Origin of the sequence: Acinetobacter calcoaceticus DSM 30006 = CIP 81.8 (assembly GCF_000368965.1) — a bacterium.
GTDB classification, from domain to species: domain Bacteria; phylum Pseudomonadota; class Gammaproteobacteria; order Pseudomonadales; family Moraxellaceae; genus Acinetobacter; species Acinetobacter calcoaceticus.
This window is the reverse complement of sequence record NZ_KB849780.1, coordinates 65416-83902: the sequence shown is the minus strand read 5'-3', so window position 1 is coordinate 83902 and position 18487 is coordinate 65416. Positions and strand designations below refer to the sequence as shown.

Below are 18487 nucleotides of genomic sequence, written 5' to 3'. Positions count from 1 at the left end.
AATTTCCTATGGAAGTACACCAGCGTGGCTTGATTAGCGGTATTTTAATGGCTGCATTAGCAATTTCTCCTCTTGCTGAAGCTAAACGTGCAGGTGGTGGTAAAAGCCACGGTATGGCACGTTCTACTACTTCAAGCCAGTCTTATCAACAACCTCGTCAAGTGACTCCTGCTCAACAACCCGCTACTGCACCTCAAAGATCTGGTCCAGGCGTTGGTTCAATGGTTGCAGCTGGTGTGGCTGGTGCTGCCGTAGGTGCTGTTGCAGCAAATGCTTTAGCTGATGACAAACCAACATCAACTGAGCAGCAAGCAACTCAAGCTGAAGCCCAACAAGAGGAAAAGGGTGGTATCCCTAGCTGGATTTGGGTATTACTTGCAGCAGCTTTAGCCTTTTTTGTATTCCGCAAATTTGGCGCAAAAAAAAAATTAGCAGCTAATAATCCTTACGCACCAAACAACGGCGGTCAAAACCCATTTGGCCGTTCTGCTGCACCACAAGCGACACCACGTAAGGCTGGCGATAATACAAACATCTTTGGTCAGTCTGTGGCTGGTGGTGCTGCAACCCAAGCTCCTTTTGGCGGTGTAACAACCAGCAATGGCAACCAACTTCCAGACGGTAGTGAACCTGCTGCGTTCTTGCGTATTGCACGTCAACGTTTTAATCATATCCAATCGATGAATACTGCAAGTAACATTGAAGAAATTCGCCGTTACTTGACACCAGAACTTTATACTTCTATGTATAACGACATCATGGAAAACCAAGATCAAGACGTTGCTGAATTTAGCAATCTAAATGCAATGGTTGTAGACAGTGCGAATGAAAATGGTCAATACGTTGTGAGCGTACGCTTCACAGGTAATGTGAGTGAAGATTTAAACAGCTTGCCACAACCATTTACTGAAATCTGGCACTTTGTTAAACCTGCTGGCTCTCAGCAAGACTGGGTTGTTGCAGGTATTCAACAAGCTTAATTTGAATCAGTCTTAAATAAAAAAGCCACAATATTGTGGCTTTTTTATTTGTTAGTTTTTAAGCAATGTCTGCTGGGAATGTAATAACTTTTTCAATTTTGACCTGATCCATTGCAACCATTAATAGACGGTCCACACCTAAAGCAATTCCTGAACATTCTGGCATATGAGGTAAAGCAGCTAATAGATGTTCATCTAAAGGCATGACATGCAACTCTTGCTTAGCCCGTTCTGCATTATCTGCTTCAAAGCGTGAACGTAACACCTCTGCATCGAGCAATTCATCGTAAGCATTGGCAAGTTCTAGACCTTCAATATAAACCTCAAAACGGGCAGCAACCTCTTCTCCATCTTCATCGAGTTTTACCTTTGCCAAAGATGCCATTTCTGGTGGAAAGTCAGTTAAAAAGACAGGTGCATCAAACCCCAAACTTGGTTCAACAAAATGCGAGAATAATAAATCGATATAAGCTAGACGGTCGTCACCTAAATCAAGGTTTAATCCCACACGATTTGCCGTATCTTTGAGTTGCCTCAAAGTTGCTTGTAATGGATTAATGTCTAAGCGATCTTGAAAGGCATGTTTATAACTTAGAATAAATGGACGAACTTCACCAAAACGATGCTGCAAACAGCTTTGCAATAAATCGGCGGTTTCATGCATTAAAGCTTTTAGATCAAAACTCGGGCGGTACCATTCAAGCATCGTAAATTCACTATTGTGTTTACGCCCGTGTTCATCATCTCGAAAAACCTTACAAATCTGGTAAATCGGTCCACTACCACTTGCCAACAATCGCTTCATGGCAAACTCAGGTGAAGTCTGTAAATATTGAGTTTGCAGTTTGCCATTAATATGACGCAAAGCCTGCACAGACGCTAAATGCACATCGGTGACACCTGCTTGTGAAACAATCGGTGTTTCAACTTCCATGACGCCACGTTCTGCAAAAAACCGGCGGATTTGGGTGTAGAGCTTAGCACGAGCTTTTAAGGCATCAATGGAACAAGTAGGTTGATAACTTAAACTCATGCCTGCGGCCCTCCATGTGCTGCCCACTCGCGACGCAGTGGATAGTTCTTACGTAATAAATCAAATGCTTTTTGCTCTACCTTACCGTCTTTAATGCAAGCACGTATGTTGGCATCATCTTGTGCAATGTCATAAATTTGAGTTAATTTTTGCTTTAACACAGCCTTTAAGTCATGACCTGAAAAATAATCTTCGCACGTAGGCAATTGTGTCTCGAAACGCTTATTTATATCGAACCCAAACTTTTGGCAAAACGCTTCATAAATCATTTGTGTACCGCGAGCCTTCCCTTCAAGGCTATAACCAGCAATATGCGGTGTGGCCAAAGCCAACATATCAAGAAGCTGTTCAGATATGACAGGCTCATGTTCAAATACATCGAGCACGACTTTACGTTTTGTACGCTGAATATCTTCGATTAAAGCCGCTTCTTTAACGACTGGGCCACGCGCACTATTAATTAAAATCGTGTTAGGTTGAAGTGCTGCAAACGCTTGCTCATCAAAAAGATGATACGTCGCATGCTCACCATTTTTCGTTAACGGCACATGAATTGAAATTGCACTCGCTTGTCGCAAGAGCATTTCTAAGCTTACATTTTCAATTGAATCTAACTGTACATATGGGTCAAAGCCAATCACACGCCAGCCAAGCAACTGAGCCATATATGCTAAACGTTTACCCACGTTTCCAAACCCAACAATGCCTAGGGTAAATTTTTCTTGTTGTTCTAAAAGGTTGGCATCTAAATGCAGTAAAGCAGTAATTACATATTCAGCAACTGCCTGTGCATTACAACCTGCTGCATTTGCCCACGTAATTCCTTGTTTTTCTAAAGCTGGAATATCTAAATGATCAGTACCAATTGTGGCACTACCCACATATTTTATTGAAGTGTCTCGAATTAAATTCTCATTAACTGCTGTTACCGAGCGAACCAGTAAAGCCTCTGTGTCTTTTACATCTGCATGAGTTAAGGTACGCCCTGCATGGTGTTGAATATCGCCAAACTCTGAAAAAAAGTAATCGGTAAATGCCAAATTTTCATCTGCGACGATTTTCATTGTCTGCAACTCATAGCTTATAAAAACGTTATTATCCTTTGAGTTGTAGCAAAGTACAATGTTAATGCCTTTAAATTAGTACTCTATATCTTGAACCTTTAGAACTTATAAACCACCGCTAAAATAGAAATAAGCCATCACAGCCAAAGTTATCCAAACTAGAATAATCAACACAGCGACCAAATAATTTTGAGGACGGCGTTCTTGTTGTTCAAGCCATTCTTCGGCTTGTTGTTCTGCCTCTAAAATGACGTGTTTGGGTGTAAAGCGAACAGCTAACCAAATGAGTATGGGTAAAATTAAAGCCTCATCAAGTAAACCCAAAACAGGAATAAAATCTGGAATTAAATCAATGGGACTAAAAGCATAAGCTACCGCTACAATAGCAATAATTTTTGGTAACACCGGCATTTGCGGGTGCTTTGATGCAAACCACAACATAATAATTTGTTTTTTTAGACGTTTTGCCCAATCTTTTAGAGACTGCAACCAAGACACTGGGACACACTCCGACCTACCGAAGTCTGATAATAAAGTATAAAACTTCTGCCTAGCTTAAAATTAGAAAAAATAGAAATGTAAATTTCTATCTTTTTGATCATTCTTTTAATGAGAGTTTATTTAATGGTTATTTTAAGGCTTCATACTTCCGTATATAAAACAAAGCCATCACCACGACAAAAACTAGCCAAAGTTAGACCCGATATTTTTGCCAGCCGAATAGCCATACTGGTTGGGGCAGAAATTGAAGCCAATAAACCTATATTTAACTGAGCGCATTTACGAATTAATTCATAGCTTGCACGACTGGTCATGACAACAAAACCAGAACTGGTGTCATAGTTTTCTTGGGCTAAATAACCGATTAATTTGTCTAAAGCATTGTGACGTCCCACATCTTCAAATAAAGCGATAATTTGGCCTTCAACGACCCAAGCTGCTGCATGAGCACCTCCTGTTAAAGCAGTAATTTCTTGCCGATTCTTTAAATGAGCAATCGCCATCGGAATTTGCGCAAGCCATTCTTTAGAAGGTTCGGTGGTAATTTTAGGAACATCGAGATGAAACTGCTCTAAACTTTCAATACCACATAAACCACAGCCGGTACGCCCAACCATCATTCGTCTACGTTCTTTTAATGTGGCAAATGCTCTAGATGAAATCGTCATTTCGACTTCAATACCTAATTCACTCTGATGCACCTCAATGGCATACAGTTCTTTTAAGCTCGTTAAAATTCCTTCAGAGAGACTAAAACCTTTAGCAAACAAACTCACATCGGTAGGTGTTGCCATCATCACTGCATGAGAAATACCGTTATATACCAAAGCTATTGGATACTCTTGAACAATATTATCTAAAACACTTTCAGATTCGGTTTTCTTAAACCGCTGTACTTGTAATGTTTCAACCCCATAAGAATGTGGTGTCAAAATAATTTCCTTTATATTGGAATGGCGCCTTTTGGGAGCGCCATCTGTTTCAATTACATTTCTAATATCACCTTTGATTTAAAGGCTGCTTACTTTTCTATCTGCATCTTCAGGGTCAACTGCTGTTGCCAAATTAAAGTGTTCAGGTGCATCACCGGCATGCAAAATCACAGGAACACTTTTTGAAGCCGGAATCTTGGCATATTTATCATGACTGCTTAAGGCTACTAAAGGATTGGTTTCCGGATAGTAAGCGGCTAAGCTGCCCCGTGGAATGTTGTAAGGCACAATTCGGAAACTATGCACAATACGTTTAACGCCATCTGAGAAAACACTTTCAATATCGACCCACTGGTTTGCTTCGAAGCCAGCTTCATCAATATCGGCCTGATTCATAAACAATACACGGCGTTGACCAAAGACCCCACGGTAACGGTCATCAAGACCATATAGCGTCGTGTTGTACTGATCGTGAGAACGAGTTGTCATTAAGGTATAAACTTTACTTTCGGTATAGGCAGCAGCATATTGATTTTCTTTATCGCCATAGACTTCATTAAGTGGCGTAATCATAAACTGTGCTTTACCACTTTTTGTATTCCAGATGTGCTGATTGGCTGGATGCTCTAAGTGGAATCCACCCGGTTCATAGACCCGTAAATTAAAATCATGGAATTCATCAAAGACATCGGCAATTGAATCACGAATACGGTCATAGCTTTCGATGTACCATTTCCATTTAATTTGACTATCTGGTAACACTGCCTCTGCCATTCTTGCCACAATGTCTGGTTCCGATAAAATATTTTCAGAAATTGGAGTATTACGCCCTGCCGACAAATGAATATTACTCATCGAATCTTCGACTGAAATTGCCTGCGGGCCATGAAGTTGCTCATCAATTTCGGTACGGCCTAAACATGGCAAAATGAGTGCCTCTTTACCACACACCAAATGACTACGGTTTAACTTGGTTGCGACATGAACAGTTAAATTACACTTTCTAAGTGCTTCTTGCGTATACGGTGTATCAGGGGTTGCAACTGCAAAGTTTCCGCCTAGACCAATAAAGACTTTGACCTCACCTTCAGCCATCGCTTTAATGGTTTCGACGACACCATGTCCATTTTTTCTAGGGGATTTAATCCCAAACACACGGTCAATGTTGTCTAGTAATTTAGGGCTAGGTAACTCATTAATGCCCATAGTTCGGTCGCCCTGCACATTACTGTGTCCACGAACTGGACATAGCCCTGCACCCGGCCTGCCAATTTGACCACGTGCCAACAATAAATTGGCTAACATATGTACATTGGCAGTTCCATGGCGGTGCTGAGTAATCCCCATTCCCCAACAAAAAATTGAACGCTCAGACTCTAAAAAGAGTTTGGCTAGTTTTTCTAAATGTTCAGCAGACAAACCTGAATGTTTATAAATATCTGCCCATTCAGTTTTTTCAACCTCAGCAATCATTTCATCAAAACCAATGGTATTGACCGCAATAAAGTTTCGGTCAAAAACGCTTGGTTTTCCTGAGGCAAGGGCTTTTTTATCCCACTCATTTAAGTGCTTTAAAATACCTAACATCAGTGCGTAGTCACCACCAATTTTAGGTTGGAAATAATAACGGCTAATAGGTGTACTGCCATTGGTCATCATTTCAAGCGGTGCTTGTGGGTCTTGGAAACGTTCAAGTCCTCGTTCTTTAATTGGGTTAATCGCAACAATGTTGCCGCCACGTTTAGACACTTCACGCAAAGTGCCTAACATACGTGGGTGATTGGTTCCGGGATTATGCCCAAAACTAAAAATCGCATCGGCTAAATCAAAGTCTTCTAGGGTGACTGTGCCCTTTCCTAAACCAATCGAATCAAGTAACCCAACGCTTGTGGTTTCATGGCACATGTTCGAACAATCTGGAAAGTTATTTGTTCCAAAGCTTCGCACAAACAGTTGATATAGAAATGCCGCTTCGTTACTGGCGCGACCAGACGTATAAAATGCCGCTTGGTCTGGGTGGTCTAGCGCATGAAGATGTTTAGCAATAATCTGAAAAGCTTCATCCCATGAAATGGGTACATATTTATCAGTTGCTGCATCGTAGCGAACTGGGTCAGTTAAGCGACCTAAATCTTCAAGAAAAAAATCACTTTGTTCAGACAACCAACTGACTGTATGACCTGCAAAATATTCAGGAGTAACTGTTTTACTGGTTGCTTCAAAGGCAACCGCTTTTGCTCCATTTTCACAGAAATTAAACGCATGAGCATTTTTCTTTTCAGGCCATGCGCATCCCGGACAATCAAAGCCTGTAGGCTGGTTAATATTGAGTAAGGTAATTGAACCTTTTTTTAAAATATCTTGTCGTTTTAGATTTCGAGCGACACTCAGTAGTGCCCCCCATCCCCCAGCAGGATGAGTGTAGGGTTCAATTCGCGCAAAGCCGTTATTTTCTTGTATATGCTTTTGTTCTTCAGAATTATCCACTTTGTCATCCTCTTATTTCTTTTTACACATTCAACAGATGCAATAAATTCACAATTTAATTATGGTTATATCTACGCTATCCGCTGTCTAGCTTATGGGTAGAGTCCGCTTTTTATGCTATTCCCAATATTTTAAAAGCTGGCTCAATCGTTCTTATAATATGTGCCATATTTTTTATAATTACAATAATTTAGCCAAATCGAAAAAATCATTTAAATTAAATAATAACAATACCTTAACATCAGAAAGATCTATTTTTTACAGATAAAAACATAATTCACTTTATATTTTTCACAAATAGAAATGGTGTGATGAACTGAAATTTACGTCATTTTAAGTAGGTTTTTATTGGTTTAAGCAGTATAAATTAATTGAAAAAAACAGATTTAGAGAACGTATGAAGGTTGTGATTGCGCCAGATTCTTTTAAAGACAGCCTGTCGGCTTTGGGCGTAGCGCAGGCAATTGCTCAAGCATGGCAAAAGGTTTTTCCTGAGGCCGAAACGATTCTATGCCCTATGGCAGATGGGGGTGAAGGCACACTTGAAGCAGTATTAGAAGTCTGCAAAGGTGAATGGCGTGAAAAAACCGTAATTGGACCCTTAGGTAAACCTGTTCAGGCAAAATGGGGATGGTTAAAACAACAAAAAATAGCCATGATTGAAATGGCTCAAGCGAGCGGCATACAGTTAGTTCCACCATCAGAACGTGATGCCTGCCAAAGCACAACTTTTGGAACAGGCCAGCTCATTTTAGATGCTTTAGACGCAGGTGCAAAAGACATTATTTTAACTGTGGGCGGTAGTGCAACCAACGATGGCGGCACTGGTTTATTAACTGCATTAGGTGCACATTTATTAGACTCGAACCAACATGTTTTACCCGATGGCGGTCTCGCTCTAAGTAATCTGTCAAAAATTGATTTAACTCATTTCGACCCGCGTATTCAGCAGACACGTTTTTTATTGGCTGCCGATGTGACCAATCCACTTTGCGGCCCAAACGGTGCATCTTATATTTTTGGTCCACAAAAAGGTGCCACCTCCGCTCAAGTACAGTTACTTGATCAAGCCCTTGTCCATTTTGCCGATATCTCTGCCCAACTTCTAGGTTTCGATAAAAGAGATGAAGCAGGTTCTGGCGCTGCGGGAGGTTTAGGCTTTGCAGCCAAAAGTTATTTAAATGCTGAGTTTAAGGCTGGAGTCGAAGTTGTAGCTAATCTCAATCAACTTGCTCATAAGATCTCTAACGCGGATTGGGTCATTACAGGTGAAGGCAAATTCGACCGACAAACTTTAAATGGCAAAACAGTTTTTGGTGTGAGCCGAGTCGCAAAAATGAAAAATGTACCTGTTATTGTGATTGCAGGAACTTTAGGCGAAGGCTACCAAGCGCTTTATGAGCACGGTGTTACGGCTGCTTTTTCACTAACAAATGGTCCAATCACATTAGAACAAGCCTGCGAAGAAGCAGCAGAACTCATTTTCGAAAGAACAATCGATATTGCGAGATTAATTCAGTTTAATATGAAACAACCGCTAAAAATTACTTAGTTATCTTTAAAACAGTCAAACCAACAAATAGGAATGCCTTATGAACGTTATTGATGCCATTCAGAAACGTCGTGCTATTAAGCGCTTCGATCCTTCATTTCAAATCTCTGAAGAAAATAAGCAACAGTTATTACATGAAGTTTTAGCAAATGCACCAAGCGCTTTTAACTTGCAGCACTGGCGCCCTGTTGTGATTGAAGATGCTGAGTTAAGACAAAAAATTCGTACCATTGCATGGGATCAACCACAAGTTACCGAGGCTTCTTTACTCATTGTGTTATGCGCAAAAGTAAGCTCGTGGGAAGTCGATGCTAAACGTGTGTGGGATGGGGCTTCTCCGGAAGTTCAAAATATTATGGTTGGTGCAATTGATCAATATTACCGTGACCGCCCACAAACTCAACGTGATGAAGTTATGCGTAGTGCGGGTATTTTTGCTCAAACCTTAATGCTTCTTGCTCAAGAGCATGGTTTAGACAGTTGCCCAATGGATGGTTTTGACTTTGATGCGATGGCGAAGTTAATTAACTTACCTGAAGATCATGTGGTGTGTTTAATGATTGCAGTTGGTAAATCGGCGACTCAACCTTACCCACGTGTGGGCAAACTTCCTTTTGATGATGTAATTATTCAAAATACATTCTAAGGTTTTAGTCAGATTTTAGGCTTCCATACAATTCTATATTTTTTAATATGAATCGTTGGAAGCCTTCAATTTTGTATCATGATAAATCTGATTGTGAGTCCTATTTAAACTGGATCAGAAAATAATCTAATAATCTCTCCCTTTCCCCTGCCTTATTTGGGTCTAGAAGTTGAACCATCGCCCCATCAATCACAAACAAAAACATGTGCGCATCTTGTTTTGAAGCATTTGCATTGGTTGTTAAAAGTAAATTATAGATTTCATTAATGAACCAGTTTCGATATTGAACGACCACTTGATACGCCTTGGGATGTGTTTTCGCAATTTCAAAAATAGCTTTAAAAGGCAAATGGTAAAGCCCTTCTAAATCTGCATGTAAAAAGTAAATTTTGCGAATTTTTTCAAGCAGGGTTAATTCTTTTTGAACATAGATGATTGAAATGACCTCTTGTTTAAGTCCATCTTTTTGAAAAGTCAGGCTCATTTCAATAAGACGTTCTTTCGAGTGAAAGTAATTATAAAAAGTTGCTTTCGGAGTTTTCGAAGATTCAATAATGCGGTCGACCCCGACTTTGTGAAAACCGTATTTATTAAAAAGAAATCGGGAGGTATGAAGCACACTTAAAGCACGAAATGGAAGATCTGAATGTGGCATAGTTTTACCGTTATAAATTAAATTTTTGTTGTATATAAAAGAGATAAAAATGCCGCTGCCATTTTTTAGGGAGAAAAAAAGGCATAGCAAAGCCGTAAAGACTGTGCTTGGCACATCTCAAGTTTTATTGTTGATTAAGTTTTTAGACGAAGCGATTTAAAGTCTGAAAAGCCCAATGGCCATCAAACTGCTTTTAAAGTTTAAGTCGTGTCGATATAGACTTTGGCAAAGTCTGCCAAGAAATTAAGAATGTGCAAAGCCAACTCCTTTTTATTGGGAGTTCTGCCAGACATTTATAGAATTATGGTGGCAAAACGAAAGGGGGTTAGCAGACTGGCTCAAGACCCAGCACACCCGAAGGTGTCCCCCTTCCGTCCTACCGCAACAAAAGGGAGACGAACGAGTTCACATTAAAAAAACGAGTTTTTTCAATGCTCTTGAGTACGGTCTGCTAAAACCGACTGGCAATGTGGCCAGCAGGCAAAGGATAGTGCTCCGCCCTTTTGCAGTCAAGCACACAAAATGACATTTGTTTTAAATTAGATCATTAAAAAGTAAGGATAAATAATGAGTGAGTTATTGTTAAATGGGGGTTTATAAAGGGGAGTTAAAACAGCCTTGTGGTAGGCTGTTTTATTTTGGGGATATTTGAGATTAAAGATATAAGCTTAATTTTAAGAAAACTTGCAGATATCTATTGATCTTCGAAAAGAAAATTATAATTTAATCTTTCCGTTAAAAATAATTTAACTTTATTATATTTTCTAAAAATATAGTCTATTTCACAATCTATTCCCATTTCTTTAAAATATTCTTCATATTGATTTATGCGTTCAGAAAATACTGGATATCCATAATTATACATTTCAATTAACGACCTTAATGTTATTAAATATTCTTTATTAAGATTAATTAATTGATCTTTACTCACCAATCCATTACAAAATTGAATCAATATATTTTTATCAATTTTTAACAAAAAATTATTAGGAATTATATTCAAGCTAAACTCGTAATGATTCTGAATCTGATCAAGAACAGATGATAACTCTCTGCCTGATAAATTATATTTATTTTTTATATCCTCTTTTATTTTTTTAAAGTTGATTTCCGCCCACTCCTCTCTGAGGGGCAAACTCTTTGAAATATCTTCAAAATCTTTTCTATTCAATTTTTTCGTATATGTTCCAGTACTATACTCATTCTGAAGACAAGAAACTAATACTTGAAAATCTTGCATCTCTTTTGCTAATTCTAAGTAGTTTATATAAAAATCATAAATATTTATTAGAGAAACTTCTTCTAAATGTTTTTTATCCTCATTACTATAAGGATATCTAAATGTCTCTCCATTGGGATCAATTTTACTATATTCTTCAATAGCATTTTCTAATTTTAAAACTATATAATTTAATCTATTATCACCCACAAATGACAATTGACTTTTAAAAATATTCCATAATTTTTGAATATTATGAGTGACAGTTAATTCTTTTTGGATAGGACTTAAGTATTTTTTTAAAGTATTAATATTATTAATTTCTGCTTTTAAAAAAAGCTCTATAGAATGTCTAGCTGTAAAAACAATAGGATATATAGCTGTATCTTGTGTCCAGAAAATAATTTCTGAACCCTCTAAAGCTTTTTTATCAAGTATTGATTCCAACATAGCTATTGTTGCTGCTTGATAGCCTTCTAAGTAAGTTGATATTCCTGTCCATCCATTATTCCCGACACAAGCATTTAAATGATAATATTGATGATTGCCTTTAAAAATTTTATAACTCATAATTTAAATTAACTAAAAACCTTAATAAAAAATTAAATTATAATAAAATATCTATCAAAATCAATTAAAAAATTTTAACTAATAAAATAAAAAATTACTTATTTGATGTCAGTAAACTCAGAAACAGGTTTGTTAACTTCAACTTTTGTACCAGCAAATTTTTCGCTCACAAACTTTTGTACTTTAGGTAAGTGGTAAAGTTCACCAAGTTTCGTATAGATCGGGGCATTTTTATTCGCTTCAGCCACACCACACCCAATAAGTTCACATAAAGCTTTGTAGACTGGTCAATAGGTTCACGGAAGATAGAATCTTTCAGCAGAATTTAAGCTTATTTCATAAAATGATTATTCTCAGAAATTAACATCCTTAAGGACGCTGAATCGTATTTTTCTAATAATTTTCCAATTCATGCTCTAAATCATTTAGTACCTATGCTATCTCTAATGTTAGACCTTTATTTAAATGACTATAAACTAAAACAGCCTATTGATTATAAGCTGTTTTAAGCTAGAAAGATTTTTGTATAAGCTGCATTACGTTAATTTTAAATGATCTTCATAACTCATTATCTCTAAAACGTGTAATTTACTTATTTCTAGTTTTTTCATAATATCTGGGATCAAAGATCTATTAGCTAAAAAGAGCTGATCAGTCCTATCAAATCCACCTTGTAACCTTATTTTTCGATTTTGAACATAAATATTCATCAACCGTTGTTCTCTTAGACTTTGTATAATGGTGGTTTTATATTCATCAAAATCTATTTTTTTATTATCTTTAAAAGAATACTCATCAAAAAGTTGATAGTAAAAGTTTAAGAATTTTTCTTCCCCATTTAAATATTCATTCAGACTATTATTTTTCAATGAGATGTCGTAGCACATGATATTCGATTGATCAGCTTCTACTTCTGAAAGCCAATGATCAAAAATAGAAATATGAATGACTGTGTCCCACATAAATTTACTCAAATTACTAGAATTTTATAAGGATACATTAAGAGCTTTTCAGTAAGGTTGAAACCAAGGTTTCTTTGGCTTAGCCCCAGTATATGCTGGGCTAACTTTAATTGGCCCTTGACCTTTTTCACATTCTTGAACACCCCATTCACTAGGGCGAAAACGCGCATTAGCTCCATCGGGTTCAGGTTTACCAAATTCTTTTTGAATATCGTAATCAATGAGTGGAATTTCAAGTAACACGATATCTCCACGAGCACAGACGATTTTAGGACGCTTTGTATCGTAAACCCATTTACCATAACCATTTTCTTCATTAGGATCAAAGCGCATGACGGCCCCTATTTGCTGATCCCATGCCAATTCCATTCGAGGAGGTTCCATCGCAGTTACCCACATTCCTGCGACTTGTACAGGATGAGGGAAACGTACAGCCTGTAATCCCCGTAAACTCAGGGGTAATTGTGGCTCACCGTTGTCAAAAGCATCGTAACGACTAATTAAGCTCCCTTTGGGAATCAACAGTTCTCCATATTGCGCATCTTGAGATAAAACGAAATGACTGCGACTTTCCTTGTAATGCTCCTTAAGTGCGATCTCATACTTTACCGATGCAGTCATATAAAATAAATAACCTGCCCATAGGTCACATATCAATGCTAATAACAGAATGAATAGTGTCTTTTGAGAAAAAAACCGCACAGGCTTTTGTGCCTTCTTTCTCCAAAAGAATAGTGCTTTCACCAATAAACCTAGTGTTAGTACAACACCAATTAATGGGGCAATAAACAACAGAAAAATTGCAAAAAAGGAGAATGTTTGTACAGGTATCATAATTGTTAAATCTTTAACTTCATATTTTTCAAAGGTGGGCCGCCAAGAAAATTGTATATCCGTATTTAAAAAATAGACTTTATAATTTAAAGACTCTTATTTTATAGTTTTAGCATTTTCACACACTAAATTAAGCATAGCTAAATCATTATCACTACTAGCTTTCATTATTTCACCCTTTTTATCATTCTTGTACTTAAGTTCACCATTATTTTTATCACCGATCATAAAGTCTAAAATCTGTATCGTCTTATGTGAACAGTCAAAAGCCATATGGTATTGTGCGATATTATCTTTATCAAATTCGCCTGTATAAAATTTTGTTTCAGGTACACCACCTGATTTTCTAGTAACAGTAATTTTAAATTTACTTTTACTCGGTAAATAAAATTCGATTGAATCTAGTTCAAAAGCATAAGCGATATCCTCTTGTTGAAAATAAACTTCTTCTGCTTGAATACTATTTGAAAAAGCTGCACAGGTAGCGAAAATTAGGCTCAAAATTGTTTTTTTCATTTACTAGAACTCATACATGTTTTTCTGTTACCTGATTTTATATAATTATAATATTCATTCATAGCTGAATTAAAAAAATCCCTTTAGAATAGAACACTTATTGAAAATTTTACTGTATAAAACTCCAAAAAGGTAATATGGAAATTTCCTATACACATTTTAGTAAAAACCAAATTAGCAGTAAATGAGAATATAAAAATTATTTTAGTTGATCCCCAACATAGACATGGATTATTCAATATATTAATAAAAACTACCTCACTAGAGTGGTGAGGCAGTTTTGGATATATGTTTTACTTTTAAAGAGGTGTTCCACAAATATCTGTAGTGCTTGTTGGATAGGTAAATTGTAGTTTTGAATGATCAGATACTATTTCATATGATATTTCTTTACCTAAAGCACTAGAGTTGGAAGCATAAAATCCCTCTTCAATTGCAATAGCAAATTTCATTTTGCTTAATGGAGTTGTATAACTCCATGTGTATCCTCTATCGACTCCATTTACAATATAGCCAATTTTCTTGCTGATTTGATTGTAATAAATCCCAACTCTAACTGTTTCATTTGCTAAAACTTCATTTTGTGTCTGAGTTGGGGTTATGTTTCCAGAAATAGAACTCATAAATAAATTTTGCTGTGAACCATACGCACTTCCAAAACTTGGAGCGGCAAAAACAATACCGTCATAATTACTTGTTCCCGTGATAAATCCTGAAGCTAGCTCATTTGAATTTAGATGTATTGGTTTCTTAAAAATATATTCAAAAGCAACAACATTAGACTGAGCAATATTGGTATCAGATTTAGTTTTTATCAGTGTTCCTATGTTTATATTAGCCAAAGCCTTAGTTAACACTTTCTGTCCAGTTATTGTTATATAGTTGCTTGGATTTGGCGTCCCTTCTGGTGTTTGTGAAGCGCTTGGATCAATCTCTAGATCACCAATTTTACATTCGGCCCAACTCTGTACACTGATAATTAATAAGCTAAGAATCAATATATTTTTTTTCATTATTTCACCTTAATTTTATTGTGATTTTTGATTGTATGGTAAAAATTTAATGTATAGAAATTTTTCAGATAAAAATGGAATTTTCCTATAGGAAAATATACTCCTATTTCTATGCCCTAGATTTTTTGTTTTATCCATTTATTTAAATATAAGCTAGTTAGAATTATCAAATAATAGATTTGGGATCTTTAACACCTATGCAAATTAGCGCAAGCCATCCATCTGTTATATATTTTGCCCCTGATACAAGATAAAATATACCGATATCTAGGAGAGTATTCCCCCCTACATACTATAATTAATAAGATTTAATGAGAAGTTATGGATAACTGGAAGCATATCATCACCGCCGTTGTTGTGACTATTGTTGCAACAATATTAATCCCTTTATTTTCAAGGTTTAACCCTCTAAAACTTTCTTTAGCTTGTTTCTTGTTTTCCACTTTAGGTTTTGGTGTAGCAGTTACCTATGGCCGTAAATCTAATAATCGAGGAGTAGATGGTGATTGGGGAGCACATGGGTTATGGAAAGAGATATTTAATTTAGAACTAGTAACTATCAGCGTAGGCGTGGGAGTTTTGATTACTCTTATACTTATGTTAGGAGTTTATTTTTCTAGGAAATAATATTCTTAAACTGACAAATAAAAAATTAATATCAGTCTACTTGTCATTTAATAATTTCTGTTTCGAGCCATTTTTCAAATATCATCAATATACTTTCATTGATACCTGTTTCAGGTGGTTTCACCAAACAAAACCTTTTCTTGAGTGATTTGGATTTTGGCCAAGGTGCAACCAAAAGCCCATTTTCCAACTCATTTTCAACATACATAGATGGAACGAGGGCAACCCCCAAACCTGCTAATGCTGCTGAAATCGCCATTTCATGAAGATCATATCGCACGCCTTGAGCAGGATGTTTAAATAAGATGCTATTTTCCGCTGCATACTCCTGCCACGCTTCAGGATTTTGACGCCGATGGATACGGGGTAATTGTAGCAATTGGCCCGTTAGCTCTTCGTCTGACAAAAGTGCAGGATGGCATACAGGAATTAAGCGTTCTTCAAGTAAAAATTGGGTACGCATACCCGCCCATGCGGGATGTTCAAAATGAATAGCGGCATCAAAACCACTCCCCGACAAAATAAAAGGATCAGTTCGAACGGAAATATTCACCGTAATATCAGGATATTTCTGCTTGAATTTCCCTAAACGAGGAATCAGCCAACGATTGGCAAAGGTAGGCAGTGCAGATATTTCTAGACTTTGGGTTCCTTCAGGTAAACCTTGGATATATTGCGTATCCCGATCCAATCGCTCAAGTGTTTCACGAACATGATGTGCATAGTTCGCCCCCATAGCATTGAGCTTTACCCGACTGCCAACACGATCAAATAATTTACAATTTAAAAATGATTCAAGACGGCCAATCTGTCTACTGATCGCACCCTCGGTCAATGAAAGCTCTTCGGCTGCACGAGCGAAATTACCATGCCTTGCTGCCGCTTCAAAAGCTTGTAAAGAACTACTACTCGGTATCTTTCTACGCATCGTTGCAACCTCAAAGCACCAAACACTTTAGTGAATAAATATCACTACATAATGAAATAATATCGTTTTATACTCAAGTAAATAGCCTTTAGCATGATTAAAAGTCAACAACTTGACGATTTTTTTAATTTTCATGCCGAGGTGATCCCCATGTTATATACCGTCGAATGCAGTTATACCGATGCAACAACTGAACATGAGTGGAATGAATTTTATAGTGTTGAGAAATTAGCTGCCCTCATTTCAGTAACTGGATTCATCACTTCACAGCGATTTAAAGCAATCACATTTGCCTGCCCTACTTATCTGGCTATTCATACTGTTCAAGATGAACACGTAATCAACAGTGATGAATATAAACAAAAAGGTGGCGGAAACTTCTCACGTTGGCAAACTAACATTACCGATTGGCATCGTAATCTCTATGAAGTTCAGGACGTTGCACCTACGGTATCAGCAGATCAAGTTTTATTACTGAGTGCTCAAGTGCTGCAACTCGATAAAATAACAACCCCACCAAAACCCATACAAATGCAAGCAATAGGTTTAGACCAATCACCAAATTATCGCGTAGCTTATGTTTTATCACGTAGCCAAGCTGAACAGATTGCAAATACTGTTGATGTAGATCTCTATGAACCAATCACTATGCAACTGCAAAACTTATCCAATACTCAACTGAATCATGAGATTTAAAGTATGCCTAATCTTACTTTTTATGTTTCGAAAGAGCTGTTAGAACAAATTGAGGATGTCGTTGAGCTAACACAAGATTTTCAGTCTTTATGCGTTGAGCATCTCGGAGCTGAGGTGGAAAAGGTGCATATTATTTATATTTCGGTTCAATCAGGTTGTGGACATCCCATTTATGCTGAGTTGAGGTATCGCTTGTTAGCAAGCCGCTCTCCTGAAATGATGACTGCTTTTATGCACAAACTTGATCAAATTATTCAGAAATCTTTGGATGTTACATCCCGCATTCGATGTTTTGCTTATCCACCTGAACAGCTGTATGCCTATAATTAATAAGAAATCGGAGAGCTTAATGAATCATCAAGCACAGAAATCACATCAAATCGGTGATTTTTTAGTGACTGTTTTGAGTGATGGTGAAATGAACGTCAGTCTGGCACTTTTAGCTGGGATTGATGAAAAGTCTGCTGAAAAAATACAAACTGATGCAGGCGTAATTAATGCAGATCAAATTGACATTAATTGCTATCTAATTCAGGGCAATGGACACACAATTTTAGTCGACTCAGGAACAGGAGGGTTGAATCATGCAGGTGGTTTGCTATTAAGAAACCTTGCTCAACTTGGCGTTGCTCCATGTGATATTGATACCATTCTCATCACCCATGCACATCCTGACCATATTGGTGGATTGCTGGATAATGAAGGAAAACCTGTTTATGAAAATGCTAAACTTTATCTGCATACTTTAGAGGTTGAATACTGGCAAAATGATTATGCCTTCGCACAAGCGACTGAACGAGGTAAGCGAAATTTTGATCTGATGCGTCATACCTTAAATGCATACGCACAATCCTTACACTTTTTTGATGGTCATGAATCCATTGCTGGTATTCGTCCGATCTTACTTGCCGGCCATACACCGGGACATACAGGCTTTCAGATTGGAGCAGGTGAAAGTAGCTTATTAATCTGGGGAGATATTGTGCATTTCCCGTATATTCAGTTAGATAACCCTAATGTTTCTATTGCCTTTGATTATGATTCAGATCAGGCAAAAATCACACGGAAAAAACTTCTGAAGCAAGTGGCAGAGCAAAAGCAATTGATCGCAGGTATGCATATCGGGAAATCAGGATTTGCATATATCCATTCTATGGAACAAAAAGATAGATATGAGATTTCATATTTAAATGAACCTCATTAACATAATAATAAATGCTCTATGAAATACAAAAAAGCCCCTGCTTTCGCAGAGGCTTTTGAAATTTTATT

The 18487-nt window shown here is 37.2% G+C and carries 19 protein-coding genes and 1 pseudogene; 7 read left to right on the top strand and 13 right to left on the bottom strand.

Features of this window, described 5'->3' with window-relative positions; all coding sequences use genetic code 11:
• The first annotated feature begins 8 nt into the window (after positions 1-8).
• Positions 9-980 (top strand): Tim44 domain-containing protein, encoded by a 972-nt coding sequence (locus F936_RS05340; RefSeq protein ID WP_005045744.1) that lies wholly within the window; start codon positions 9-11, stop codon positions 978-980.
• A gap of 58 nt (positions 981-1038) precedes the next feature.
• Here F936_RS05340 and epmA read toward each other — a convergent pair whose 3' ends face one another.
• The 5 genes from epmA to F936_RS05315 all read right to left on the bottom strand — a co-directional run bounded on the left by epmA (position 1039) and on the right by F936_RS05315 (position 6997).
• Complete coding sequence (epmA, locus tag F936_RS05335) at positions 1039-2013, bottom strand: EF-P lysine aminoacylase EpmA (RefSeq protein ID WP_005045742.1); 975 nt, start codon at positions 2011-2013, stop codon at positions 1039-1041.
• Positions 2010-3077 (bottom strand): 4-phosphoerythronate dehydrogenase, encoded by a 1068-nt coding sequence (locus tag F936_RS05330; RefSeq protein ID WP_005045739.1) that lies wholly within the window; start codon positions 3075-3077, stop codon positions 2010-2012. Before F936_RS05330 ends, epmA begins: the two co-directional genes overlap by 4 nt.
• A gap of 105 nt (positions 3078-3182) precedes the next feature.
• Positions 3183-3575 (bottom strand): YkvA family protein, encoded by a 393-nt coding sequence (locus F936_RS05325; protein WP_003650158.1) that lies wholly within the window; start codon positions 3573-3575, stop codon positions 3183-3185.
• Between the two features lie 143 nt (positions 3576-3718).
• Complete coding sequence (gene fdhD, locus F936_RS05320) at positions 3719-4510, bottom strand: formate dehydrogenase accessory sulfurtransferase FdhD (RefSeq protein ID WP_005045736.1); 792 nt, start codon at positions 4508-4510, stop codon at positions 3719-3721.
• 78 nt (positions 4511-4588) lie between these two features.
• Positions 4589-6997: an FdhF/YdeP family oxidoreductase gene (locus F936_RS05315; protein WP_005045734.1), complete on the bottom strand. Its 2409-nt coding sequence runs from the start codon at positions 6995-6997 to the stop codon at positions 4589-4591.
• Between the two features lie 397 nt (positions 6998-7394).
• On the opposite strand from F936_RS05315, the gene F936_RS05310 reads away from it, so the two are divergent.
• Together F936_RS05310 and F936_RS05305 are read left to right on the top strand one after the other, a co-directional pair.
• The gene (locus F936_RS05310) at positions 7395-8549 is read left to right on the top strand and encodes a glycerate kinase (protein WP_005045732.1); all 1155 of its coding nucleotides are present in this window, start codon (positions 7395-7397) and stop codon (positions 8547-8549) included.
• Positions 8550-8589: 40 nt separating this feature from the next.
• The gene (locus F936_RS05305; RefSeq protein ID WP_005045729.1) at positions 8590-9195 is read left to right on the top strand and encodes a nitroreductase family protein; all 606 of its coding nucleotides are present in this window, start codon (positions 8590-8592) and stop codon (positions 9193-9195) included.
• 100 nt (positions 9196-9295) lie between these two features.
• Here F936_RS05305 and F936_RS05300 read toward each other — a convergent pair whose 3' ends face one another.
• The 7 genes and pseudogenes from F936_RS05300 to F936_RS05275 all read right to left on the bottom strand — a co-directional run bounded on the left by F936_RS05300 (position 9296) and on the right by F936_RS05275 (position 14964).
• Positions 9296-9850 (bottom strand): TetR/AcrR family transcriptional regulator, encoded by a 555-nt coding sequence (locus F936_RS05300; RefSeq protein WP_003650146.1) that lies wholly within the window; start codon positions 9848-9850, stop codon positions 9296-9298.
• Between the two features lie 694 nt (positions 9851-10544).
• Entirely contained in the window at positions 10545-11639 is a 1095-nt protein-coding gene (locus tag F936_RS05295) for a hypothetical protein (RefSeq protein ID WP_005045725.1), read from the bottom strand.
• A 98-nt stretch (positions 11640-11737) separates the two neighbouring features.
• Positions 11738-11961, bottom strand: a pseudogene (locus F936_RS19180) (MetQ/NlpA family ABC transporter substrate-binding protein); the annotation flags it as partial.
• Between the two features lie 214 nt (positions 11962-12175).
• Complete coding sequence (locus F936_RS05290) at positions 12176-12601, bottom strand: hypothetical protein (RefSeq protein WP_005045723.1); 426 nt, start codon at positions 12599-12601, stop codon at positions 12176-12178.
• A 48-nt stretch (positions 12602-12649) separates the two neighbouring features.
• A complete protein-coding gene (locus F936_RS05285; protein WP_080595435.1) occupies positions 12650-13393 on the bottom strand; it encodes a hypothetical protein in 744 nt (247 codons plus the stop codon).
• A gap of 138 nt (positions 13394-13531) precedes the next feature.
• Positions 13532-13951: a hypothetical protein gene (locus F936_RS05280; RefSeq protein ID WP_005045719.1), complete on the bottom strand. Its 420-nt coding sequence runs from the start codon at positions 13949-13951 to the stop codon at positions 13532-13534.
• Positions 13952-14250: 299 nt separating this feature from the next.
• Positions 14251-14964, bottom strand: coding sequence for a DUF4882 family protein (locus tag F936_RS05275; RefSeq protein WP_005045717.1), 714 nt, complete (start codon positions 14962-14964; stop codon positions 14251-14253).
• A 321-nt stretch (positions 14965-15285) separates the two neighbouring features.
• On the opposite strand from F936_RS05275, the gene F936_RS05270 reads away from it, so the two are divergent.
• On the top strand, positions 15286-15591 hold the full coding sequence (locus F936_RS05270) for a hypothetical protein (protein WP_005045715.1): 306 nt from the start codon (positions 15286-15288) through the stop codon (positions 15589-15591).
• Between the two features lie 43 nt (positions 15592-15634).
• Here F936_RS05270 and F936_RS05265 read toward each other — a convergent pair whose 3' ends face one another.
• Positions 15635-16519: a LysR substrate-binding domain-containing protein gene (locus tag F936_RS05265; protein WP_005045712.1), complete on the bottom strand. Its 885-nt coding sequence runs from the start codon at positions 16517-16519 to the stop codon at positions 15635-15637.
• Positions 16520-16669: 150 nt separating this feature from the next.
• Here F936_RS05265 and F936_RS05260 point away from each other — a divergent pair, with 150 nt between their 5' ends.
• From F936_RS05260 to F936_RS05250, 3 genes are read left to right on the top strand one after another with little or no spacing between them, the layout of a single operon-like run.
• On the top strand, positions 16670-17215 hold the full coding sequence (locus F936_RS05260; protein ID WP_005045710.1) for a hypothetical protein: 546 nt from the start codon (positions 16670-16672) through the stop codon (positions 17213-17215).
• Between the two features lie 3 nt (positions 17216-17218).
• Positions 17219-17545, top strand: coding sequence for a hypothetical protein (locus tag F936_RS05255; protein WP_005045708.1), 327 nt, complete (start codon positions 17219-17221; stop codon positions 17543-17545).
• Between the two features lie 19 nt (positions 17546-17564).
• The gene (locus F936_RS05250; RefSeq protein ID WP_005045707.1) at positions 17565-18419 is read left to right on the top strand and encodes an MBL fold metallo-hydrolase; all 855 of its coding nucleotides are present in this window, start codon (positions 17565-17567) and stop codon (positions 18417-18419) included.
• Positions 18420-18487: the final 68 nt, after the last annotated feature.